Annotated in this window: 21 protein-coding genes; 12 read left to right on the plus strand and 9 right to left on the minus strand. The window is 48.8% G+C overall.

The window, feature by feature from the left end:
* Positions 1-203: 203 nt before the first annotated feature.
* Positions 204-1079, plus strand: coding sequence for a 1,4-dihydroxy-2-naphthoate polyprenyltransferase (locus CF168_RS12305; protein ID WP_086904432.1), 876 nt, complete (start codon positions 204-206; stop codon positions 1077-1079).
* A gap of 155 nt (positions 1080-1234) precedes the next feature.
* Here CF168_RS12305 and CF168_RS12310 read toward each other — a convergent pair whose 3' ends face one another.
* Together CF168_RS12310 and CF168_RS12315 are read right to left on the minus strand one after the other, a co-directional pair.
* Positions 1235-2044: a DODA-type extradiol aromatic ring-opening family dioxygenase gene (locus tag CF168_RS12310; RefSeq protein ID WP_089068014.1), complete on the minus strand. Its 810-nt coding sequence runs from the start codon at positions 2042-2044 to the stop codon at positions 1235-1237.
* 70 nt (positions 2045-2114) lie between these two features.
* Positions 2115-2594 carry a DoxX family protein gene (locus CF168_RS12315; protein WP_011716713.1) on the minus strand — a complete coding sequence of 160 codons (480 nt, stop codon included), beginning with the start codon at positions 2592-2594 and terminating at the stop codon, positions 2115-2117.
* A gap of 199 nt (positions 2595-2793) precedes the next feature.
* On the opposite strand from CF168_RS12315, the gene CF168_RS12320 reads away from it, so the two are divergent.
* Complete coding sequence (locus CF168_RS12320; RefSeq protein WP_089068015.1) at positions 2794-3693, plus strand: LysR family transcriptional regulator; 900 nt, start codon at positions 2794-2796, stop codon at positions 3691-3693.
* A gap of 77 nt (positions 3694-3770) precedes the next feature.
* Here CF168_RS12320 and CF168_RS12325 read toward each other — a convergent pair whose 3' ends face one another.
* The 7 genes from CF168_RS12325 to CF168_RS12355 form a co-directional block, all read right to left on the minus strand.
* Entirely contained in the window at positions 3771-4070 is a 300-nt protein-coding gene (locus CF168_RS12325) for a hypothetical protein (RefSeq protein ID WP_167373632.1), read from the minus strand.
* A gap of 156 nt (positions 4071-4226) precedes the next feature.
* A complete protein-coding gene (locus CF168_RS12330; protein ID WP_089068016.1) occupies positions 4227-4937 on the minus strand; it encodes a hypothetical protein in 711 nt (236 codons plus the stop codon).
* Between the two features lie 279 nt (positions 4938-5216).
* Positions 5217-5681 (minus strand): hypothetical protein, encoded by a 465-nt coding sequence (locus CF168_RS12335; RefSeq protein WP_089068017.1) that lies wholly within the window; start codon positions 5679-5681, stop codon positions 5217-5219.
* 10 nt (positions 5682-5691) lie between these two features.
* Positions 5692-7809 carry a S8 family serine peptidase gene (locus CF168_RS12340; protein WP_089068018.1) on the minus strand — a complete coding sequence of 706 codons (2118 nt, stop codon included), beginning with the start codon at positions 7807-7809 and terminating at the stop codon, positions 5692-5694.
* A 536-nt stretch (positions 7810-8345) separates the two neighbouring features.
* Positions 8346-9872: an NADP-dependent phosphogluconate dehydrogenase gene (gene gndA / locus CF168_RS12345; protein WP_089068019.1), complete on the minus strand. Its 1527-nt coding sequence runs from the start codon at positions 9870-9872 to the stop codon at positions 8346-8348.
* 228 nt (positions 9873-10100) lie between these two features.
* Positions 10101-10415: a quaternary ammonium compound efflux SMR transporter SugE gene (gene sugE, locus CF168_RS12350; protein WP_011625939.1), complete on the minus strand. Its 315-nt coding sequence runs from the start codon at positions 10413-10415 to the stop codon at positions 10101-10103.
* Between the two features lie 385 nt (positions 10416-10800).
* Positions 10801-12708, minus strand: coding sequence for a propionyl-CoA synthetase (locus CF168_RS12355; protein WP_089068020.1), 1908 nt, complete (start codon positions 12706-12708; stop codon positions 10801-10803).
* 226 nt (positions 12709-12934) lie between these two features.
* Here CF168_RS12355 and CF168_RS12360 point away from each other — a divergent pair, with 226 nt between their 5' ends.
* From CF168_RS12360 to CF168_RS12405, 10 genes are all read left to right on the plus strand, one after another.
* Positions 12935-14617, plus strand: a complete 1683-nt coding sequence (locus CF168_RS12360) for a L,D-transpeptidase family protein (RefSeq protein WP_089068021.1) — start codon at positions 12935-12937, stop codon at positions 14615-14617.
* A 272-nt stretch (positions 14618-14889) separates the two neighbouring features.
* Positions 14890-15294, plus strand: a complete 405-nt coding sequence (locus CF168_RS12365) for a MerR family transcriptional regulator (RefSeq protein ID WP_011623082.1) — start codon at positions 14890-14892, stop codon at positions 15292-15294.
* 153 nt (positions 15295-15447) lie between these two features.
* On the plus strand, positions 15448-16617 hold the full coding sequence (locus tag CF168_RS12370; protein WP_011716702.1) for an isovaleryl-CoA dehydrogenase: 1170 nt from the start codon (positions 15448-15450) through the stop codon (positions 16615-16617).
* A 100-nt stretch (positions 16618-16717) separates the two neighbouring features.
* Complete coding sequence (locus tag CF168_RS12375) at positions 16718-18325, plus strand: carboxyl transferase domain-containing protein (protein WP_089068022.1); 1608 nt, start codon at positions 16718-16720, stop codon at positions 18323-18325.
* 59 nt (positions 18326-18384) lie between these two features.
* Entirely contained in the window at positions 18385-19230 is an 846-nt protein-coding gene (locus CF168_RS12380; RefSeq protein ID WP_041416887.1) for an enoyl-CoA hydratase-related protein, read from the plus strand.
* Complete coding sequence (locus CF168_RS12385) at positions 19230-21269, plus strand: acetyl/propionyl/methylcrotonyl-CoA carboxylase subunit alpha (protein WP_089068023.1); 2040 nt, start codon at positions 19230-19232, stop codon at positions 21267-21269. Before CF168_RS12380 ends, CF168_RS12385 begins: the two co-directional genes overlap by 1 nt.
* A complete protein-coding gene (locus CF168_RS12390) occupies positions 21270-22202 on the plus strand; it encodes a hydroxymethylglutaryl-CoA lyase (RefSeq protein ID WP_089068024.1) in 933 nt (310 codons plus the stop codon). It abuts the gene before it with no gap.
* A gap of 68 nt (positions 22203-22270) precedes the next feature.
* A complete protein-coding gene (locus CF168_RS12395) occupies positions 22271-22975 on the plus strand; it encodes a CoA transferase subunit A (protein WP_011623088.1) in 705 nt (234 codons plus the stop codon).
* A gap of 110 nt (positions 22976-23085) precedes the next feature.
* Positions 23086-23742, plus strand: a complete 657-nt coding sequence (locus tag CF168_RS12400; protein WP_011623089.1) for a 3-oxoacid CoA-transferase subunit B — start codon at positions 23086-23088, stop codon at positions 23740-23742.
* A 404-nt stretch (positions 23743-24146) separates the two neighbouring features.
* On the plus strand, positions 24147-25163 hold the full coding sequence (locus CF168_RS12405; RefSeq protein ID WP_240520026.1) for a hypothetical protein: 1017 nt from the start codon (positions 24147-24149) through the stop codon (positions 25161-25163).
* Positions 25164-25276 lie beyond the last annotated feature (113 nt).

The raw sequence follows: 25276 nt of genomic DNA on the forward strand, positions 1-25276 counted from the left end.
ATCACAGGGGATATAAAAACACAGGCATAGTGGATTTTCTTTGAACTTGACGACAAATCTTTCCCCTGAAAGCGAAACATCTGTGCGCCAATTCAAACTCTATTACATGCGTGTATTAGATAGTACTCACTTTAACGCAAATTCTTGTTATGCTATGAGGCTGTTCACTACCCAATTCTTTTCTTAGATAACGACTGGACATCATGAATCCTTGGATTTTAGCCATCAGGCCCCGCACCTTACCCGCGGCAATCGGTCCCCTATTAATCGGTAATATTCTGGCACTGCACCTTGAGCGTTTTAGCTGGTTAATTGCCGCCACCTCGATGTTGTGCGCCATCCTATTGCAGATCGCCGTCAACCTCGCCAATGACTACTTTGACTTTAAAAACGGCATCGATACCGCCGAACGGCTCGGTCCGGTTCGCGTCACCCAGAGTGGTATGATCCCCCCCCATAAAGTACGTAATGCCATGATCCTATGCTTAGTGCTGGCATTAACCGTGGGCTCGTATTTGATTTGGCACGGAGGCTGGCCGATTGCGATTTTAGCGGCGGCGGCCATTTTAGGCGCCCTCGGCTACAGCGGCGGCCCGTATCCTCTGGCATCACACGGGCTAGGTGAAGTCGCCGCTTTTGTGTTTTTTGGTTTAGTGGCCGTGGTCGGCAGTTATTATCTGCAGGCGGGTGATACCAATATGAATGCCTGGCTACTTGGCTGTGCCATTGGCTTATTTAACGCCGCCATTATGTTGGTGAACAACACCCGCGATATTCGCACCGACACCCAAGCGGGCAAACATACGCTCGCGGTGAGGATTGGCGAGGCGCAGGCCAAAGTTTTGTATCAAGCCTTAATTTACTTGCCCTTTGGTTTAGTGATCGCAGGATTCTTACTGGGTATTCTGCCGGGCTTACCGGTACTGCTCGCGGGCTTATCCCTGCTTATCGCCCGTAAACTCAGCAGCGATTTCTATGCCGTATCGGGTGAAGCACTGAATCCACTATTGGGACGCACGGCAAAACTCACCATGATATTCAGTACCCTATTCAGTGTGGGACTGGTGTTTACCGCATAAACGGGAATATCAAGGTTTCGGGATTGCCCCAAAGTTGAGTGAAAAACCAGCCCACAAGGCGGCTAGGTTAAAAAAGACAAGGCTTTAAATACAAAAAGGTTCGTCACGATGCGTTTAATACGCAACATGACGAACCTTTTGCTTTTAGAGGCTGATTAGGACCAGAGGTAACCCGATATTGCTGTGTTAAATAACAGGCCACTAAATTGATGTGTGGCTTTTGGCGTCTGCAAATGCGCCGCCCCAAAACACACATGCAAAGGAATTAAGTGCTCTTCCCTTGGGTGGCTAAAACGTGCCTCCGGCGCCGATTGCCAATCGATTAATTGTGCCTTGGCCTGGCTATCGCCAGATGTCACGACATCGGTTAACCAAGTATCAAACCCTTGGCTGCGAGGCAACACCTTAGGATCGCTGGAGAAAAACGCCCGCATATTATGAAACGACATGCCAGACCCCACAATCAACACCCCTTGCGCGCGCAATGTCGCAAGAGCCTCGCCGATAGCGATATGGGCGCTCGGGTCGAGGTGCTGCACTAAGGACATTTGCACCACAGGAATATTCGCCTCCGGATACATCAACTTAAGTGGCACAAAGGTGCCGTGATCGAATGCGCGCTGATTGTCGAGCCGCACCTCAATTCCACTTGCCTTGAGCAAACCAGCAATGGTTTCGGCAAGCAGTGGCTCACCGGGCGCGGGATAAGAAAGCGTATAGGCCTCAGGTGGAAAACCATAGTAATCAAACAACATGCCTGGATGGGGATGGCTCGACAGTGTCACCTGTGCCTCTTCCCAGTGTGCCGTCACCAATACAATGGCCTTGGGTGTTGGGATAGTATCCGAAACCTTAGATAAAAATGCCCTTAACTCCAGATGATTTGCATCATTGAGTAGCGGTAATGGCCCGCCACCATGGGGAACAAATAACACTGGCATTAAAGCGGAATTCGCGTGCGTCATAATAAACTTCTCTTGATGAAACCGTTAGTTGTCACTTGTAAATCAGACTTTGCCAGCCTTGTGGCTAAGATTAAAAAGCTGCTTTCATGTCCACCAGCTGACGTTGAAAACGCACCAATCTATCAACGGTTTCATCGAGCTTGATGATTAAAAACAACAGCGCAGATAAAGACAGTGCGGGTAACGCGCTCAGGGTGGTTTCGTAATTAAAGTGGTAGTAAATGGCGCCCATCATCACCGACAGTAATGCCGTCGCCGACAGGACTCGGTATTCACGCCAGCCAATGCCAATGGCGCCCAGCACTTCAATCACCCCGATAAAATAGCCAAAACCCGTTGGCAAATTCATCACGCTAAAGGGCACATGGAAAAACGGCACGCTGAGTAACTTGCCCATGCCCGAGAATAAAAACACTATGCTCATCGCAAGTGTCACCACCACCGCCGCACGATTTAAGGTATTGGCACAGATAAAGAGTTTTTGAGGGTCAGTCTCGGCCACGGTTTTATCTGCATTGCCTTTGGCTAAACATAATTGATTTATCGACATAACTACCTCATTACTCATCTCTTTTTGACTCAGTTCAGCGTGAACCCTCGCTAAACGGCACCCTAAACGCAAAGTAGTGGACTCGCATTGAGCCCACTACTGTCATATGGCGGAATTATGCGCCCACAAAAAATAAATAAATATGGAATAATATCTAACATCTCCTAAAATAATTCTTTATTTGTTTAAGAGTCTTGCCATGACCTTAGAACAACTGCTGATGTTCAATACCGTCGCCCTCGCCGGCTCGCTAAAGGCCGCCAGTGATAAACTCCATAAGACCCAACCGGCGATCAGTCAGAGCATTAAACAGCTGGAATCCCAGTTAGATTTAGTGCTGTTCGACCGCCAAGGATATCGCTTGACGCTCACCCAAGAGGGACGAAAGCTGCTGCAATACGCCCAGCGCGTACTGAATGAAGCGCAGGAGATGCGACAAGTCGCTAAGCATTTGGCTAAAGGTAACGAGGCCAGTATCACCTTGGCCTTCGAAGCCTCCTTTAACCTTACCCGCATCTTGCCGATGCTGGAGCGAACACAAAATGAATTTCCGCACACTCAAATCATTCTTAAACAAGAATATTTAACCGGCGCACTCGAAGCCTTAAATCAAGGCGAAGCCGATATTGCGATTTCAGCGGGCGGCATTGATCCTGTCCGTTCCAGCCATTTTGAGCTGGCCTACTTATTTTCAGGCAGTCTGTTAGATGTGGCCTCGCCGCGTTTACTGAGTCGGCACCCCACCCTGAGCCATGTGCGCGAATTGGTGAACGAGTACCAAATTGTGATCCAAGATACTGGCACTGGCACCGCCAATATCGAATTTGGAGTGCAAGCAGGGCAACGCCGTTGGTACGTTAATGATTTTTATACAAAGAGAATGCTCATTCAGAGCGGCATGGGTTGGGGAAAATTACCACATTATTTGGTGGAACAAGCCCTTGCGGATGGAAGTTTACTGCCACTGGAGCTACGGGAAAGGCAAAATCTTATCCAACTCGATTACTATGTAATGCGCCCGCCCCACTCGCCCTTAGGCCCTGTGGCGCAGGCACTGTGGGAAAACTTAGTCCAATTAGCCGCAAAGCAAAGCGTCTAAGCAATCTATCTAGGTAACACACGCTCAAGATATGTCGACTGAATAAGCCTTTATGGAGCAGCCGCGCAATTGTTGAGTTAATGACGGAGCAAATTCAACCATTCTTGGGAATTGGCCAAAATAAATTGATACACGCTGCCATCATCCAAGGTGATTTTTATCGCATCAGAAGTCACTGGTAAAATGCCGCCGCCCTTACCCCAACAGGATTCAACCTTGGCGATAGCCTTTCTTTGCAGTTGATATGGCCCAAGTCCTAAGGTTTTATTGTAGGGGGAAAAACAAACCATCTGATCGGTGACAGTTAACTGGCCATCGGCTCGTGCCACACCATCTTGCGCCGTCGCGATAGCAGATCTGATTAGGTTTTCTTGCATAGCTTCACTCCATTGAATAGTGCTAACAGCATAATTTCCAATCTACCAAACACTGCGGCTATGTCAAGTTTAAGGGCAATCCTGTCATCTGCGGCCACTGTGACCTAATTTGTCCCAAATCACGCTCAGTTATGCCTACACTGCGAATACATTCGCTCAGCATTGATAATAAACAATTGACCAAAAATCAAACTGTTCACCTTTGGCGGCGCACCAATCCGGAAAAGGCTCATCCCCAGCAAGCGTGGAATACTCCTCCCAGCAATTAACCATCGACAGGTAATAATCATGCCTGTTTTGCAGCCTTGATTTACGCTCAATCGTCGGTAATCGCGCAATTAATGCTTGTGCTGACGCTAGCGAGTCTTTTGCCCGTGATATATCACCCAGCAACACAGATTCCGATAGATGGTGGGTCTGAAAATCGACACTGTTTAAGTGAGACAACGCGACTTGAGTGAGGCAAATTTCATCGGTAGGCTCGAGCGCTAACGCTCTTTCATAGGAATCGGTATCCCCAGCAATATAGCCTAACCATTTGTAGGGGATGGGATTGTTGGGCTCATCTAACGTCCATTGGATGAGCACGCCTTTTAGTAGAACGATGAGGGGATAAGCGAGTAATTGGTGTGTTTCACGATGCCAAAAGCCTAAGGAGGATAGCTCCTCTGCGATGTGCCTCTGCTCTGCCAAGGACAGGCTCTTACAGTGCGACACGAATTGGTTTACCGTCGCAATTGCTTGCTTCTTTAGCCCTTGCTCTTTTTGCAGGCAATATTGACCAAAAAGTTCATACCCCTTCAAGGCCGAATACTGAGTCCCTATCGCCTTTAATCCTTCAAAGTTATCGCTATTCCAGTAGTTCATAGAGGTGTTTAAGTTAAGCGCTTGAGTTAGGAGTTTAAGTTAGGTGCTTGAGCTGCGTGATCTTCAGCCGCAAGGTATTGGCTGCAGTCAGTAAAAACATAAGCCTTAAGAGCTGATTGTAATCACCAAGCCCGCCTAGAACCACATGATTTACCATTAAGCAGTTAACTATCCAAGGTTTTATCTCAACTTGCTCAACTTTATCACTTCTATTGAGCAGGCCATCAGAATAATAAAGGGCCTTGCGGCCCTTTATTCGATGTTAACCTAACAAGATGATTATTGGATTTCTTGCTTGGCGAGTGCGCGGTCAAGTTTGGCGCGCTCAACCTCAGGAGAGGCTTTAACCGCTTGGATTAAACCGAGCAGATCTGTGCCCTCTTCGGCAGCAAGCAACAATAAGTTGTTGTTATTTTGCCAATCTACTTTTAGACCATGGGCCTTAGCAAAATCAGCAGCCGACACACCAGGTTTTAACTTAACCACTAATTTACCGGTCATTTCGGCAAAGGCCTTACCCGATTGGGTCACCACTTTTTGCCCTTTGACCAACTGCTTAGCCTGCTTAACCCCTGACTCAGTTTTTACAAAGTAAGGAGTATCCAAACCTAAAAACTCGGCACGGCTAACCTGAACACCTTTAGACTCGGTTTGAGGCTCAGTAAATTCGACTTTGTCATGCGCCATCGCCTGCACCGACAGTGAAAGGGCCACAGCCACTAACGATAAATTTAACGCTTTCATTGATTACTCCTTAAGATGCAGACTTGGCAGCATGGCCATGGAAACGAATTGACCAACCTTCCAGCTTGCCATCGGCTTCGTTAGGGATAGAGATATAGCCCTGATCGTATTTAACAAATCGGTAGCTACCGCTATTCACATCAATCAGCTTGATTGTCCATTCACCCTTTGATGATTCGCCATAGAAGGCATTCGATAACATAGGTGTTGCATCGTAGCCAGTAACGAGATCTTCAGGGTTATTTTTGTCCATCACACCTTGGTAAACTAAACCGTTATAAGGTGTCATCAACACACTCTTAGTGCCCGAAGGTGAAATCAGCTCGACCGCTAAATCAGGTAGACGCAGATGGTCGGCCGTCAGCTCAATTTGCACGGCTTCAATGACTAAATCGTCTGCAACCACTTGGGTATCAGTCACACCGTTAACATCCGCATCAGGAATCGCCTTAGTGAGCTCGGGGCTTGCTTGCCACTCAGTGACCACATAGTCACCTAAATCTTCGGCATAGGATTTAGCCAGTTTAACGGCTTCGGTAAGATCCACACGACCAAAACCATAGAGGTTATGGAAAGAGAACCCGGCCGCGTTTTGCAACCAGCCAGGGATAGCCGTATACACTGGAGCGGCTTCGCCCTCACCTATGGTCACCGTTTTCGGCGCAATATCCGCATCCACTTTGGTAGCTGTCTTGGCAAGAATATAGCGAACATCACGCCAAGAGAGATCTGGATTCGCACTCATGATCACCGCCACTGCACCCGAGGTATTTGGCGCCGCAGACGAGGTGCCATTCATGGTCGATGTGTAATCACAGTTAGGATTTAATGGGTTCAACCCACCGTGGAATGGCGTGCTTGGTCTATCTTCTGCAATCGCGGAACCATTCTCACAGCCCATACGGTCGGTGGTCACAATCGCTGGATCGTCATCACCATATTCACCACCCGGTGCGGTGACGAAAATGTTCGACCCCACTGATGAGTAGCTAGAAAGCTCGCCCTTAGCGTTAATTGCGCTGACCACTAAGTTATAAACGTTAGCATTGTCAGAGGACATGTTGGAGTTATGGAAAGGTAAGCCATGGTTAGCTGGATTTTCCGCCGTTGCAGTGAAGTAATCCCCTGGCAACCAGAAGGTACGGTAACGGTAGTAGTTATAGCCGTTGCCAGCAGATTTCACGAAAATACTGCCTTTACCATCGAAACTTTGCGTTGCAATATCTTGATAAACTTCGGTTTCATCCTCATCAAAACCATGGGGGAATGGCACACTGTAGCCATAGCTTTGGTTAAAGACTCGCGCGCTATCACTATAGGCACTGGCACCATGTGATTTAGCAAAGTTTTCAAATGTTTGAACGTTCTCGACTTTACCCGTTGGGTCTTGATCTAAAAAGTTAAAGCCGATCAATTTAGCCTTAGGTGCAACACCCCGACCGCCGATACCATTCCAGCCCTCGGCCGCGATAATCCCACCAACAGCAGTACCGTGGCCCGATTCACCCGAGAAAGGCGTTGGATCCACTGTGCCAGTAATCAAATTGTAAGAACCGCCATTGACCGTGTTGTTCATCAAATCTGGGTGCGCAATCTCTAAGCCATCGTCCACCACAGCAACGGTAATGCCCTGTCCCATGGCTTGAGCAGACATAGCCCCGCTTACATTCATATCTTCACCGGCAACACCGCGATGAGCCGCAAAGGCATTCTGTCCGGTGTTTTTTAAATGCCATTGGTAGGTAAAGAGTGGATCGCCATGCTTGATATTGATTGTCAGATTGGCTTCAGCCTGTAATTGGCCGTCGGATACTTTAAACCGAACCACTTCGGTGCCTTCACTGGCATCGGATGCATAGGTAAATTCGCCAGTGTTTTTATTCACTAGCGTAAAGGTGCCCAATTTAAGATCGGCCGGGTCAACCAATGAATAAGTCAAACCACCTTCGGCATCACTCGCTTCCAGTTTTCCAGTAAACAGAATTGACTGTGACACATCAACAGTCATATCCGCCGTGGTCGGGGCTGTATTCACTTTAGGCACAGGTGCCGGAGCCTTCTTATCATCGCTCCCACAGCCAGCCAATAAGGCCGCCGTGATGCTCAATGCAACAATGGACATACGCATAGTAGACATTCCTTCTTGTCATTACTTATTGCAACTTAATTTGGCGTGATAATTGTGATTAATCTTATTCCGCATTAAGTTCTGTTATTTTAGTTATTCCCTATGATTCCCGATAAAACACAAGCACCAAATAGGAAGCAAAGATTTAACACAGAAGAAATAATTGTGAAAAGAAATATAAATAGAATGGCAGACCGATTAAATGTTGGCGGTTATTTTATCGACAAGAAATAAAAGAAATCAGGATAAACAAAATCTAAACGAAGCAACATAAAGATTAAACAAAACAACAAATTGTATGAGATTTAATTATCTACTTTTTACAGTACGGCAAATCATTAAATACACATACTTTTTTACATTTTTAAATTTTCAAACTCTTTTCTGATGTTACATTTAAAAAATTAACCATTCTATAAATGCAGTAAATATTATAAATTAGCAGCACAAAAATTAACATTAATACAACATTGTTATTTGTAAAAATAATTCTAGGCAATAAAAAGCCCCTATTTAGGGGCCTTTGTACTATTTATTTAGAGTTTGATTAATACCCGATTTGGGGCACTCCAATCTAAATGATATTTCTCGCCAGCGGGCTTATCTAAGCGCTCAAAGGTGTGGGCACCGAAAAAGTCCCTTTGACCTTGAAGCAAGTTTGCTGGTAGGGTTTCGCTGCGGTAACTGTCGTAATAGGCCAATGCCGAACTAATACAAGGCACGGGGATCCCTTGCATCACAGCCGCCGCCACCGCACTGCGCCACTCGGTTTGTTTTTCCGACAAGGTAGTTGCAAAGGTGTCGGCCATCAATAAACAGCTTAAGTCCGCATTCGCTTGATAAGCTTGAGTGATAGATTGCAAGAAGGTGGCACGAATAATACAACCCGCACGCCAAATCTTCGCGATTTCAGCAAAATCGAGCTGCCATTTTTGCTCCTGCGCCGTCATCGCCATGAGTTGGAAACCCTGGGCGTAGCAACACACTTTAGCGCAATAGAGCGCACTCTCTAAGGCATCGATTAAGACGGCTTTTTGAGCATCATCCATCGCCACAGAGGCAGGACCTGCGAGCTTTTTACTAAGCTCTACACGGAGGGATTTTTGGGTGCTCACTGCGCGCGCATAAACCGCTTCGGCAATAGTGGGAGCCGGACAACCAATTTGCAAACTGCTTACAGCAGTCCAAAGGCCTGTGCCCTTTTGCCCTGCTTTATCGAGGATCATCTCAACTAACGGTTTACCCGTTAGCGGATCCGCCTGTTTGAGCACCTCGGCGCTGATCCCCATCAGATAGCTGTTTAAACTGCCCTTATTCCAGCGTTCAAACACCTCACCCACTTGTGCTGCACTCATGCCTAAGCCATCGTGCATTAACTGATAGGCTTCGCAAATCAGCTGCATATCGGCGTATTCAATCCCGTTATGCACCATTTTCACATAATGTCCGGCGCCAGCAGGACCAATATAGGTCGTGCAAGGCTCACCTTCGGTCACGGGATTACCCGGCTCAAACCGCTCAATCGGCAGCCCTGTTTGAGGATCAACCTTAGCGGCAATGGCCTTCCAAATCGGCGCCACATGCTGCCAAGCACCAAGATCGCCACTTGGCATTAATGAAGGGCCAAAACGAGCACCCACTTCCCCGCCCGAAACCGCCGAGCTAAAGAAGATAAATTTCCCTTGGTAACGCTTTTCGCGCTCAACGGTATCCGTCCAAAGACTGTTGCCTGTATCGATAACGATGTCGTCCGCTTCGATACCGGCAGAAATCAAGGCATGACATACTCCATCCACAGGCGCACCCGCTGGGACAGACAGCACGAGAATACGGGGTTGAGCGAGGCTTGCTAACATTTCTGAAAGATTAGCACAGCCTGTAATACGCAGATCCTGTCCTACACGTTCTTGTTTTTCTTGCTGTAAAACACCGTTGACTTTAACAGGATCGAGGTCGAAGGCACTGACGCGATATTGATTGTCGGCAATGTTTAGCGCGAGGTTTTTGCCCATCACGCCAAGGCCAATCACGCCAATGTCATTAAGATTGCTGTGGTTTTGCATTATATAATTCCCACGGGTCACAGAGGTTAGAAATAACCAATTTGGAGGTGTAATTATATCGGGCTTTGTAACTTAATTACCAGAGACAATAGACGATGCATACGATTGGCAATCTCGATTACCGTCTAAGATGCGTTGTTTTTTCAGGAGAATATTCCTAGATTTCATCAAACATCTTTACCAATCGTATACATCTGGGGCGAGCGCTTCCTTGGGGAAGTGAATTGATTAATGAGCGAGTTTTAAACCAAGAACACCAAGCAAAATGAGGATTAAACTGACGATTTTCAGCAGGCTCACCCCTTCGCCTAAGAGAATAATACCCGCAATCGCGGTGCCCATGGCACCGATGCCGACCCAAACCCCATAGGCCGTGCCTATCGGCAGCTGTTTAACCGCCAGCCCCAATAACAGCACACTCACCGTCATGGAGAACACAGTAAAGACGCTCGGCCACAGGCGGCTAAATCCGTCGGTGTACTTAAGCCCGATGGCCCAACCAATCTCAAATAGCCCAGCAAGAATTAATAGAAACCAGCTCATAGAGAACTCCCATACCGGGTCGTCCCCAAATTGATATCGGCGTATTTAGGGTCGTCCCTAAGCCGTTGTGAAGTATGTTTACATCGAATGTTTATTTAGATCGAAGTTTGTTTAGATCGAAAGTTTGTTTGGATCTAAAGCATTGAGGCAGACAAAGGTGCCTGATGAGGAAGCTAAGATCCAATGTCCTAAACGCCCAATGCCAAAGCAGAACCTTTAGGATGCGGGCTAGACTAGCAAATAGTGATGTATAAGAGCAAGCCTTGGACTTTAGCGATTTCATCCAAAATAAAAGCGATAGTCTGATGGGACTCTCTCATCAGACTATTGCTTTATCTTGGCTTTACGGCCCCTATTCAAGGACGCTCACGACTACCTAGTCAGATTACCCCACGAGAGCATCGGCATAACCCATCCTAGTTAAGGTCGTGCGGACTAAATCGAGGGTCTGCGGATCTTCAATGGTCGCTGGCGCCGTATATTGCTGATTATCGGCAATTTTACGCATAGTGCCGCGCAGGATTTTGCCCGAGCGGGTTTTCGGCAGCTTTTGAATCGCACTCACTAACCTAAAGGACGCGACGGGACCAATTTCTTGGCGAACGAGGGCAATTAACTGTTTATGCAGCTCCTCGTCCGTAATGGTCACGCCCTTTTTTAGCACCACTAAGCCCAAGGGCACTTGGCCTTTGAGTTTATCGTCGACACCAATCACGGCCGCTTCGGCCACATCGGGATGCTGGCACAACACCTCTTCAAACCGCCCGGTGGAGAGTCGATGGCCAGCTACGTTAATAATGTCATCGATACGGCTCATGATATACAGATAGCCATCCTCATCCATATAACCCGCATCCCCCGTAAGGTAATAACCTGGGTACATAGATAAGTAACTATCTTGATAGCGTTTATTATTTTGCCAGAGTGTAGTGAGTGTGCCCGGTGGCAGCGGCAATTTGATGACCACATTACCAGAGACATTCGCCGCCACTTTGGCGCCCATCTCATCGACCACATCGACCTCATACCCTGGGACGGGTCTGCCAGGCGATCCCGCTTTAACGGCAATCGGTGCCACACCCATCAGGTTTGCCGCCACTGGCCAGCCCGTTTCAGTTTGCCACCAATGGTCGATAACCGGTTTATGCAGTTTGGCTTCGGCCCAGTGCAAAGTATCGGGATCGCAACGCTCCCCTGCCAAAAAGACATTCTTCAAGTAGCTTAAATCGACACCTTGGATAAATTCGCCGTCGGGATCTTCACGCTTAATGGCGCGGATCGCCGTGGGCGCGGTGAAAAAGCTTTTGACTCGATACTTAGCAATCGTGCGCCAAAAGGCGCCGGGATCCGGCGTACCTACGGGTTTTCCTTCGTATAACAAGGTTGTCGCCCCAACAAGCAGCGGACCATAGACAATATAGGAGTGTCCCACAACCCAGCCCACATCCGATGCAGCCCAAAACACATCCCCTTGGGCAATATCATAAATATTGGCCATGGACCAAGCCAATGCCACCGCATGGCCGCCATTGTCTCGCACCACGCCCTTGGGTTGACCCGTGGTTCCTGAGGTATAAAGCACATACAGGGGATCGGTGGCTTTTACCGTCACACAATCGGCACTATCGCTAGTACATAAGGCGGTTTGCCAATCCTTATCGCGCCCCGTTTGCATCTGCGCTTCATATTGGGGGCGATTTAAAATCAAGCAGTGCTCAACTTTGTGAACAGCTTCATTTAATGCTTTGTCCAGTAAGGGTTTATAGGGCACCACGCCTGAAGGCTCAATCCCGCAGGAGGCAGACATGACCAACTTTGGTTTGGCATCATTGATCCGGGTCGCCAGCTCATTGGCCGCAAAGCCGCCGAAGACCACCGAATGAATAGCGCCAATGCGCGCGCAGGCAAGCATGGCATAGGCGGTCTCGGGCACCATGGGCATGTAGATGACCACACGGTCTCCCTTAGTCACGCCAACACTTTGCAAATAGCCCGCAAGCCTTGCCACTTGGGCCTGCAACTCACGGTAAGTAATGCTGTATTCGGTTTCCGTCACCGGGCTCACGTAATGAATAGCAATTTGCTCACCACGCCCCGCCAACACATGCCTGTCCACCGCGTTGTAGCAAGTGTTTAACTCGCCATCGCTGAACCAGTGATAAAACGGTGCCTCGCTTTCATCTAATATTTGTTTGCTCGGCGTCACCCAGTCTAAGGCCTTGGCTGCTTGTTGCCAAAATGCCTGTTTATTCGCAATAGATGTCTGATGTAATTGTTGTCCAACATCTGTCATAAGGCCTCCCATCATGACACTCACCCGTGTCACCACAGATGAAACTCTCCCCTTCCTTCCCTCAGGGATTATGACCTGCCCTGCGCTATTCCCCCATTAGACTAAGGGATATAACCGCTAAAATTGTTAAACATGTTGGATAATTGTACATCTCGCTTGCTGTGCGAAATGATTCAACATAGTCTTATGTCTTTAATGGTTTTTTTCATGGAAAGAAATACTCATTATGATGCGCTTCAAACAATTCAAACCTGCCTTACTCCTGATCCTCAGTCTCGTTAGCGCGAGCAGCTTTGCATCAACCCAACAGCTAGAGACTTTACTCGAACCCTTATCTATTGGTGAGCGAGCCAAAGTCGACAACACTCAGGTGATTAGTGCCAAGTTGCTGTCGCGGGTCTACCAAGTGCGTCAATATCAGCCGCTTTGGCAAGACAGAGACTACGCGGGCACTATGCTCGATGTGATAAAAAGTGCCGATGATGAAGGGTTGTCGAAGGAAGATTATCACTACTCCAAGCTAGTCGAACTTTACCAACAGCTCAGTGCCTCGAGTTGGCAGGATGAATACCGCAGCAATGTATTTGAAGTGCTGCTCAGCGATGGGATCATCACCTACGCCATTCATTTACTGAATGGCAAAGTGAACCCCAGCATGCTAGGCAAAACTTGGAATTATGATGAAACCCATCTCGATTTCGACACCACATTAAAGCAGCTCGAAGAACACATTAAAGCGCACACTGTGGCTGACGCTATTGCAGGTTTAGCGCCTAAGATTGCGCCCTATCACCAACTTAAACAGTATCTTGCTCAGTACAAAGACTTAGCGGCGCGTTATCCTTTTAGCCCAATTCCCTATACGGAAGTCATCAAACCGGGTAGTACTTCCCCCTCGGTACAAGGCATTGCCACACGGCTAACCGAGTTAGGTTACTTAGCTGCAAGCGCGCCAGCGGACAATAGCGCCGCCGTGAACCAGCCCTTAACGTACGACAGCACACTTGAAGCCGCGGTGCGTCAATTCCAAACCGACCACAGTCTCAAAGCCGATGGAGTGATTGGTGCGGGTACTATGGCGGCACTCAATGTGCCCTACTCGCAAAGGGTCGATCAGATCCGTATTAACCTTGAGCGTGCGCGCTGGTTATCGGCAAACTTGCCCGCCAATTACCTGATCGTCAACTTAGCAGGATACGAGCTGTTACTCTTTAAAGACAACAGCTTAAGCTGGCGAACCGACATTATCATCGGCAAAATTAACGCTAAAACGCCGCTGTTTAAATCCAAGCTAAAATACGTGGTCGTTAATCCGACTTGGACTGTGCCCCGCAGCATCTCCACTGAGATCATCAATCACTTACGTAAAGATCCCGATTATTTACAGAAGAAACACTTTAAAGTGGTCGAAGGCTCTGGTACGCCCGTGGATGCAAGCGGTATCGATTGGCATAGCATGACGCGCAAAAACTTCCCCTACTGGTTTGTGCAAGACCCGGGTGAAGATAACTCACTGGGTCTAGTTAAGTTTATCTTCCCTAACCAATACTCGATTTATCTGCACGATACACCAGCTAAAAGTCTGTTTGAACAAACGGATAGAGCCTTCAGTCATGGCTGTATTCGAGTCAAAGATCCACTCGTGCTGGCGGATAAATTGCTGAGTGCCAATGCCAATTGGTCAAGTAACACGCTCAGTAGCAAATTGAGTGAGGGAAAAACGGAAAACCTGTTCTTAGATGAACCCTTAGACATTTTAATCATGTATTGGACCGTCACCTTAAAGGACGGGAAAATCAAGTTTTACAATGACATATATAAACGCGATCCGGTACTTATTGAGGCGTTAAACCGCCCAACCTATGAGGGTGTATTAGCCGATGATGGTTTACTCAACACCATGGAGTAAGCGCTAATAATCGCGGCATTTGATACAAGTTGTTTGCTCAATCCACTGCGCTGCGTTGCCCAATAGTAAGACGAAGGCAACGCGGCACTTCCCCGCTTCACCTAAGCCTTTTACTCTCGCGCTTACATCATTAATATCAATAGTTTGAACTGATGCCGCTCGAGCGAGTGGCAACAAGAATTGACAAAAAAATCAGACTAACCACGCCGCAATCTTTACCTTTACGTAAACTTCATATATCTTGCATAAAAATGATTAACTAAGGTGCCTGAATGAGCGCAACTAACACGCCACAAACGACTTATTCGATCAGTGATCTCTCCAAAGAGTTTGATATCACGACCCGAAGCATTCGTTTTTACGAAGACCAAGGCTTACTTAAGCCAAAACGTCGCGGTCAAACCCGTATTTACAGTCTCAAAGACAGGGTTCGACTCAAACTAATTCTGCGCGGCAAGCGCCTTGGGTTTTCTCTCGCAGAAACCCGTCGCCTGTTCGAACTCTACGATGCCGACAAGAGCAGCACTACCCAGCTCAATACCATGCTTGCCCTAGTGGAAGAGAAAAAATCCGCACTGCAGCAACAAATGGACGACATTAAAGTGGTACTGATGGAGCTGAATTCGGCCGAGCAGCAATGCCGCCTCGCCCTAGAAGAAAGCAAGGCCAAGGCCTAATTCCTTCGAGGCTTGCGAGCATAGCATTAATCACCACCTCAGTTGGTACGACCGCGTGACAGGGATAAATCACGCACTGTAAGACGGTTTTAAAGACTCAAGCACCTAATAATCATAAAAATATAAATTAGAACCTAAGATAGGACACAAGCAATGAACTCACTCTACACCAGTCTCAATTTTGGCCTAGGCGAAGAAGTCGATATGCTGCGCGATGCGGTGCAAGATTTCGCTAAACACGAAATCGCTCCCATTGCCGCTAAAGTCGACCACGACAACGCCTTCCCTAACGAAATTTGGCCCGTGCTCGGTGGAATGGGACTCTTAGGTGTCACAGTGCCTGAGGAATACGGCGGAGCAAATATGGGCTATCTTGCCCACGTGGTCGCCATGGAAGAGATTTCCCGTGCCTCGGCCTCTATCGGATTAAGTTACGGCGCCCACTCTAACCTGTGCGTCAATCAAATTAACCGCAACGGTAATGCTGAGCAAAAAGCCAAGTATTTACCAAAGCTGGTCAGCGGTGAGCATATCGGCGCACTGGCGATGAGTGAACCCAATGCAGGCTCAGATGTGGTTTCAATGAAGCTGCACGCCCGTAAAGAAGGCGACCGTTACATCCTTAATGGCAACAAGATGTGGATCACTAATGGTCCCGATGCCAATACCTATGTGATTTATGCCAAAACCGACTTAACCAAAGGCGCACACGGTATCACGGCCTTTATCGTTGAGCGTGGTTTTAAAGGTTTCAGCCAAGCGCAAAAACTCGACAAATTAGGCATGCGCGGTTCAAACACCTGTGAACTGGTGTTTGAAGATGTCGAAGTGCCAGAGGAAAACATTCTCGGCGGCCTCAACAATGGCGTCAAAGTGCTGATGAGCGGCTTAGATTACGAACGCGTCGTGCTGTCAGGCGGCCCGCTGGGGATCATGAACGCCTGTATGGACATCGTCGTGCCTTATATCCACGAGCGTGAGCAATTTGGCAAATCCATCGGTGAATTCCAATTAGTACAAGGCAAATTAGCCGATATGTACACCGGCATGAACGCCGCTAAAGCCTATGTGTATAGCGTGGCGAAATCCTGCGATCGCGGTGAAACCACCCGCAAAGACGCCGCGGGCGCCATTCTCTACAGCGCGGAGCTGGCGACCAAAATGGCACTGGATGCCATTCAATTGCTCGGCGGTAACGGTTACGTCAACGAGTATGCGACTGGCCGCTTACTGCGCGATGCCAAACTCTATGAGATTGGTGCTGGCACCTCAGAAATTCGCCGTATGCTGATTGGCCGCGAGCTCTTTAACGAATCGAAATAAGCAGCCTAGGGCGAGAGGCGCATGATGAGCTTTTGCCTTTCATGCCCCTCGCCCACCGAGCCAACTGATACTGAGTTACCGCTTTATAAGGACAATCAAAGTGACGCAATTAAGCAGTCGTATCAACGCCCGTAGTGATGAATTTAAAGCCAAATCCGACGATATGGCCGCCCTCGTGGCCGATCTCAAAACTAAACTCGCCAAAATTGAGCTCGGCGGCGGCCCCGTTGCCCTTGAGCGCCATTTAGCCCGCGGTAAACTCCTGCCCCGTCAACGGGTTGAGAAACTCCTCGACGCAGGTTCGCCCTTTTTAGAATTGTCGCAATTTGCTGCATTTGAAGTCTATGACGAAGAAGTGCCCGCCGCAGGGATTATCGCCGGTATCGGCCGAGTGAGCGGCGTAGAATGCATGATTATCGCCAACGATGCCACGGTCAAAGGCGGCACTTACTACCCTATCACGGTTAAAAAACACTTAAGGGCACAAGAAATTGCCAGCCGCTGCCATCTGCCCTGTATCTATCTAGTCGACTCGGGCGGCGCTAACTTGCCCCGTCAGGATGAAGTGTTCCCAGATCGCGACCATTTCGGCCGGATTTTCTACAACCAAGCGCAAATGTCTGCCAAGGGTATTCCGCAAATTGCGGTGGTGATGGGTCTGTGTACCGCGGGCGGCGCCTATGTTCCTGCCATGGCCGATGAATCGATTATCGTTAAAGAACAAGGTACTATCTTCTTAGCGGGTCCGCCGTTAGTGAAAGCTGCGACTGGTGAAGAAGTCAGTGCCGAAGAACTCGGCGGCGCCGACGTACACACTAAAATTTCAGGTGTGGCGGACCACTTAGCCCAAAACGATGAGCATGCCTTAGAGCTTGCCCGCCGCGCAGTGCTGCGTCTGAATCATCAAAAACAAATCAACAGTTTACTGAGCCCGGTTAAGCCACCTAAGTTTGATATCAGCGAACTCTACGGCATCGTCGGCACCGATCTGAAAAAGCCCTTCGATGTGAAAGAAGTGATCGCCCGCATTGTTGACGACTCCGATTTCGATGAGTTTAAGGCCAATTATGGCGCGACTTTGGTCTGTGGTTTTGCCCGTATTCACGGCTATCCCGTAGGGATTGTGGCTAACAACGGCATTTTATTCTCAGAATCAGCCCAAAAAGGCGCGCACTTTATCGAGCTGTGCTGCCAGCGCAAGATCCCGCTGCTGTTCCTGCAAAACATCACCGGCTTTATGGTGGGTAAAAAGTACGAACACGAAGGTATCGCTAAGCACGGTGCCAAGATGGTGACCGCAGTCTCCTGCGCCAATGTGCCTAAATTCACTGTGATTATCGGTGGCAGCTACGGCGCGGGTAACTACGGCATGTGCGGCCGCGCCTTCGAACCGACCATGATGTGGATGTGGCCCAATGCGCGCATCTCTGTGATGGGTGGCGAGCAAGCCGCTGGCGTATTAGCCACAGTACGCCGCGACGGTTTAGCCCGTAAAGGTGAAGAATGGTCTGCTGAGAATGAAAAAGCCTTTAAAGCACCGATTATTGCCCAATACGATAAAGAGGGTCATCCCTACCATGCCAGCGCCCGCCTGTGGGATGACGGCATTATCGACCCGGCGCAAACCCGTGATGTGGTGGGCCTTGCCCTGTCAGCCGCATTAAATGCCCCTATCGAAGACACCCGCTTCGGCGTCTTCCGTATGTAACGCAGCTTGCGATGCCTTACGTATCACTCATAGAGGGAATTACTATGACGGGAATAATAATGACTGACACACAACACCAGAACACTAGCACTCAATCCTTAGCTCATTTGCAGCACGTCAGCTATGCGCTGAATAATGGCGTGGGCGAGTTAATCCTTAACCGCGCTGAAGTGCACAACGCCTTCGATGAGGTGATGATCAGCGAAATGATCGCCGTCCTCGGTTATTTTGCCGAGCACAAAGACTGCAAACTGCTGGTATTAAAAGCCAATGGCAAAAACTTCAGCGCAGGCGCCGACTTAAACTGGATGCGCAAACAAGCCAAGATGGATTTTGATCAAAACCTGAATGACGCCAAGGCGCTGGCTAAGCTGATGCAGGATTTAGATACCTTTCCAAAACCCACTATCGCCTTAGTCCAAGGGGCAGCCTTTGGCGGCGCACTTGGGTTAATCTGCGCCAGTGATATTGCCATCGCCACCGAGCGCGCAAGCTTCTGCTTAAGCGAAGTCAAACTTGGGCTGATCCCTGCGGTGATTAGCCCCTACGTTGCCCGCGCCATGGGTAATCGCGCCTCACGCCGCTATATGCTGACCGCGGAGCGTTTTGATGCGCAAACGGCGCTCAAACTCAATGTTATCCATGAGATAAACGACGATTTAGCGGCCGCAGCAAAGCCCATTATCACCGCGCTGCTCGCCAATAGTCCGCAGGGAATGGCATGGGTGAAGACCCTACTCGCCCGCCTCGAAGATGGCGTGATAGACCAAGATACGATTGATTACACCAGCGAGCGCATCGCCCGCATTCGGGTATCTGATGAAGGCCAAGAAGGTTTAAACGCCTTCTTCGAAAAACGTCAGCCGAACTGGCACACGCCAACAGATACTCAAGGAGTTCTTTGATGTTGACTAACAGCATGTTCACTAAGCTTTTAATTGCTAACCGTGGTGAAATTGCCTGCCGCATTATCAAAACCGCGCAGGCCATGGGCGTTCGCACCGTAGCCTTATATTCCGATGCCGATAAAAACGCGCGCCATGTTGCCATGGCTGACGAATCGTTTTACTTAGGTGGCAGCGCCCCAGCAGATTCTTACCTCAAGGGCGACTTGATTATTGAAATCGCCAAAAAAGCTCAGGCGCAAGCCATTCACCCAGGTTATGGCTTCTTATCGGAAAACGCCGACTTTGCCCGCAAGTGTGAGGCGGCCGGAATCGTGTTTGTTGGCCCTGGCAGCGATGCTATCGATGCTATGGGTAGCAAGAGCGCCGCCAAAGCCATTATGACGGCGGCGCAAGTGCCTTTAGTGCCGGGTTACCATGGCGACGATCAAACCGATGCCACCCTCAAGGCCGAAGCCTTAAAAATCGGCTTCCCCATGCTGATTAAAGCCGCCTACGGTGGCGGTGGCAAAGGCATGCGTATCGTTGAGCATGAAGGCGAAATCATGGACGCCATCAACTCGGCGCGCCGTGAAGCGGCCTCCTCCTTCGGTAATGATAAGTTATTGATGGAGCGTTATTTACGCCAGCCCCGCCATGTCGAAGTGCAAGTGTTTGCCGATACCTTTGGCAATGCAATTTACTTATCGGATCGCGACTGCTCGATTCAGCGTCGCCATCAAAAAGTGGTCGAAGAAGCGCCAGCGCCCGGTTTAAGTGATGAGCTGCGCACCCAAATGGGTGAAGCCGCCGTAGCGGCCGCTAAAGCTATCGATTATGTTGGTGCGGGAACCGTTGAATTCCTATTAGATACCGACAATAGTTTCTACTTTATGGAGATGAATACTCGTCTGCAGGTAGAGCATCCAGTGACCGAAATGGTGACGGGCCAAGACTTAGTCAAATGGCAGTTAATGGTTGCCAGTGGCCAGCCGTTACCGCTCAAACAGGACGAAGTGCGTATCCATGGACACGCCTTTGAGGTACGTATTTACGCCGAAGATCCGCAAAATGAGTTTTTACCCGCCAGCGGTAAGCTCAATTTCCTGCGCGAACCCGAGCAAAGCAAATACGTGCGTATCGATTCCGGCATCCGTGAAAACGATGTGATCAGTAACTTCTACGATCCTATGATCGCCAAGCTCATCGTGTGGGATGAGTCGCGTCCGCGTGCGCTACAGCGCCTAGTGCATGCACTCGAGTCCTACCAAATCAGCGGGCTTAAGCACAATATTGAATTTTTGGCCAATATTGCCGAGCATCCTGCCTTCGCCAAGGCGGATTTTAGCACCGACTTTATCAACCGTTACGGCGACGCGCTGATTGGCAGTGCTTCGAGCGAAACCGATACGGCTATCGCTTTTGCCGCGCTGTATCAAGTACTTGCCCGTAAAGAAGCCGCCAAGGCACAGGCCATTAATAGCGCCGATCCTTACTCGCCTTGGGGCCAAGTCAGTGGCTTTAGACTCAACAGCGTTAGCCAGCATACTATTGCCCTGCTCGACGATGCCCACGAGTTACAACAATTGGTGCTATTAGACTTTGGCGATCACTATCAGCTATCTCTGCCAACGGAAGAAGGTCATGTCAGCAAGTCACTTAGTGGTGAGCTTAAGCAGGATTTACTGTTAGCCGAAATCAACGGCCATAAGAGTAAAGTGCCTGTCAGCGCTCAGGGCGATGATTTTACGCTGTTTTTACCCTCAGGCAGTTATCACTTCAGGGCGGTTAAAACCCAAGTGGTTGAGGCAGAGTCCAGCAATGAAGATAAGCTCAAGGCCCCGATGAACGGCACAGTCGTCACCCACTTAGTGGAAGTCGGTGCTGAGGTTAAGGCAGGACAAGGGCTACTGGTGATGGAAGCGATGAAGATGGAATACACCATCGAAGCGCCCTTCGACGGTATTGTTACCGAGTTCTACTTCAAGGCGGGCGAGTTAGTGAGCGATGGCGCTGTGCTGCTCCATGTTGAGCCAAAAGCCCAGAGCGAGGAAGCCTAAATGTCTGCGCTGGATCTTTCGAACTTAAGCGCCAGCTCGGATAGGGTTAGCCTATTCGAGATGGGGCCCCGTGATGGCTTGCAGAATGAGGCCGCCGTCCCAACACAGGCCAAAGTCGCCTTAATCGAATCCCTGGCCGATGCGGGCGTGATGCGAATTGAAGCAGGCAGTTTTGTGTCACCCAAATGGGTGCCACAAATGGCCGATAGCAGTGACGTATTGCGCCAAATTCGCCGTCAAGCGGGCGTGGTTTACAGCGCCCTCACCCCCAATGTCAAAGGCTTAGAGCTGGCGCTGGATGCAAAAGCTTCCGAAGTCGCTATCTTTGGTGCGGCGTCACAAAGCTTTAGTCAGCGCAATATCAACTGTTCGATTGAAGAGTCGATTGAACGCTTTATCCCGTTGATGGACATGGCAAAAGCCGCCAACATCCCAGTGCGTGGCTATGTGTCCTGCGTTTTAGGTTGCCCCTATGAAGGGGAAATCGCGGCGAGCGAAGTGGCAAGAGTGTCTGAAATCCTTTACAAAATGGGCTGTTACGAAATTTCGCTCGGCGACACTATCGGTGTAGGCACGCCGTTAAAAGCCCGTAAAATGCTGCAAGCCGTGATGGAGCGAGTCCCGGTTGAAAAGCTCGCCCTGCACTTCCACGACACCTATGGCCAAGCATTAGCCAATATTACCGCCTGCCTCGACTTAGGTGTGCGCAGCTTTGATGCCTCAGTAGCGGGCCTAGGTGGCTGCCCATATGCAAAAGGCGCGTCGGGCAATCTAGCGAGTGAAGACTTGGTCTATATGCTCCATGGGCTCGGTTTGAAAACGGGTATCGATTTAGAAAAACTGGCATTAGCGGGTTTTGGGATCAGCAAACAATTAAATCGTCTTAATGGCTCTAAAGTCGCCAATGCAATCTTGCAGGGCGCTAAAGCTTAGACTCAAGCGTCGAGGCGCTAAACATACCTAGCGCCTTGGGGACTGAATAACAGTAAAAGGACATCAAAATGGCAGGACTCAATAAAGTCGTCAGCAGCTATGAAGAAGCGTTAGCAGGTTTATCCGATGATATGACCATTATGGTTGGCGGTTTTGGCCTGTGCGGTATTCCTGAAGGCTTAATCAATCAAATGGTTAAGATGGGCGTTAAGGGCTTAACCGCCATTTCAAACAACGCTGGTGTGGATGATTTCGGTCTGGGCTTATTGTTAAAACATCGCCAGATTTCGACCATGATCGCCTCCTATGTAGGAGAGAACGCCACCTTCGAACAGCAAATGCTCTCGGGCGAACTCAATGTGATTTTAACGCCACAGGGCACGCTGGCGGAAAAAATCCGCGCGGGCGGCGCAGGTATTCCGGCATTTTTCACCGCCACAGGCTACGGTACCCCCGTGGCGGAAGGCAAAGAAACCCGTGAAATCAAAGGCCGTCATTATGTGTTAGAAGAGTCTCTGACTGCCGATTTTGCCCTCGTTCGCGCCTGGAAGGCCGATACTATGGGTAACTTAGTGTTCCGCAAAACCGCCGCTAACTTTAACCCTATGATGGCGACTGCGGGCAAAATCACGGTAGTGGAAGCCGAGTTTATTGTGGAGCCGGGCGAGCTCGATCCTGATCATATCCATACTCCCGGCATTTATGTTGATCGCGTCATCCAAGGCAAGTTCGAGAAACGTATCGAGCAGCGCACGGTAAAAGCGGCGAAATAAGCAACGCTGAACGATTAACAACGCAAGCTAAAGCGATAGAGTCTAAGCCCTAAATAAAGACCGAAAAATTAAGGCCAATAGCGACTCTAGGTAAAGGAAGGATAAAGATCATGGCATTATCAAGAGAACAACTGGCACAGCGTGTTGCCAAAGAATTACAAGACGGCTACTACGTCAACCTCGGTATTGGTATTCCCACGCTCGTGGCCAACTACATTCCCGCAGGTATGGAAGTGATGCTGCAATCGGAAAACGGCCTACTCGGCATGGGGGAATTTCCGACGGAAGAAACCATAGATCCGGATTTAATCAACGCCGGCAAACAAACCGTTACCGCGGTAAAAGGTGCCTCGTTTTTCTCCTCCGCCGAAAGCTTTGCCATGATCCGTGGCGGCCATGTGGACTTAACCGTACTCGGCGCCTTTGAGGTCGATGTGAATGGTTCTATTGCCTCATGGATGATCCCAGGCAAGCTCATCAAGGGCATGGGCGGCGCAATGGATTTAGTTGCGGGTGCGGAAAATATTATCGTCACTATGATGCACGCCGATAAGTACGGTAACTCTAAGCTGTTACCCGTGTGCGAATTGCCCCTCACAGGTTACGGCTGCATCAAACGTGTTGTCACCGATTTAGCCTTTATCGAGATTAAAGATGGCGCCTTCCATCTGTTAGAACGCGCCCCCGGTGTCAGCGTTGAAGAAATTGTTAGCAAAACCGCTGGCAAATTAATCGTGCCAGACCATGTACCAGAAATGGTGTTTTAAGCGTTCTTTAAAATGCGCAAATAACCTATAGCAATAAGGCTTGAAACTTACGTTAGATTGAAGCTTTAGCTTAAAAAGTGTTGAGCGTTAATAGGTGTGATGCGATAGCAAAAGCCCAGAAGAGAATTCTGGGCTTTTTATTGCTTTGCTTAATCCATTGAATCTGACGAGTGCTACTGCACTTATGCTCTGGCGACACGCCGTAAACCCATCCTTGGGGGCTCAGCGAAAAAGTTCCTTTTTTCGATGGTCGCCAACGCATCAGCGCTGTTTGCTGCAATGTTCTGCGTATTCAACCCTACTTTATAAATCGTGTGCATGGATGACTTGTATAGTCGTTTTACTTCACAGTTAGCCACCCTGTATGCAGTTGCGGTAAACTTGCCGCAGCCTAAATACTAAGGATGCTCAAGTTGTTAGCTAAATATCTCAATAAACGCAGTCGCAGTCGTAAGCATATGCGCGATTATGCTCAAGATGTATTTCCCCGCAATCAACATCTACTAACCGATTATATCAATAGCGGGAAGACTGATAGTTTTGAAAGAGTAAAGCAATACCGTGAATTCGATAAGGATTTTCGTCAATGGCAATTATTTGGGGCTGAGTTTGGTGTACCCAAACGCCATTGGGGTTATCTGGCCCAGCTTACCTATATCGAATCAGGTATACTTGAAGCTAAACCATTGATGTGCTCACTAGCATATGGTTATTTTGATACTGCGATTGACTACTATCGTTTTTACCGCGAGATTGAAACAAAAGGTGAGATTGCTAATGCCATGTGGGCAACAGAGCGAGCATTTCAGCTTGTGATTATGTTGTTAGTAGGACTAAAAGCTGAAGCGGATGAGTTATATAATGCGAACGCCACCGCCTGGCGCGCTGGCTGGATAATTCGTTCCCACGGGTTTATCGGTGATTTTTTGGTGTTGTTATATGGGCGATATTTGGGTGTTATTGAGCCGCCTTTTACTAGTGAAGTGCAAGTGACATTGCGAAAAACGGCTCCTTTCCCCTATGCGCCCTTTTTAGATAACTGGGACACACAGGATATCGAATTCATCAGCACTATGTTGCAAACCCTGTGTGACCATCAGGTAGAGCAAGCAGTTATCGGCGATAAAAAGTGCTTTTTTGAGTTTGATAGTGGGCCACACGCATATTTACCATTGACTGCGTTAATGCTGCTAAAACTGCGATCCCTTAAGGGGTTGCCTAACCCGCAATTCAGTCATCCCGCATTTGGCGATATAACAGCGTTGTTTGAGCAAGTCTCCACAGCCTTTAGCGACTATGTCGCAGCAGAGAAGATCCAGCGGATTGAAGATGCGGCTGATGACGTGTTAACCCAGACATTAACCAGAATGCAAAGCCAAGATTTCGATGCCCATGCTATTTTTGCCAAGCGACTCCCATAGTTAAGTGCTAGTTAAGATGTTGATTAACCATGTATTCCAATAACCCCATATTGATAACCCTGACTTAATGCTGAGCCTATTCAAGCCTTAAGTCATTCCAATGCAAACAAGAG

This window comes from Shewanella bicestrii (genome assembly GCF_002216875.1).
In the GTDB taxonomy this organism is placed as follows: Bacteria; Pseudomonadota; Gammaproteobacteria; order Enterobacterales; family Shewanellaceae; genus Shewanella; species Shewanella seohaensis.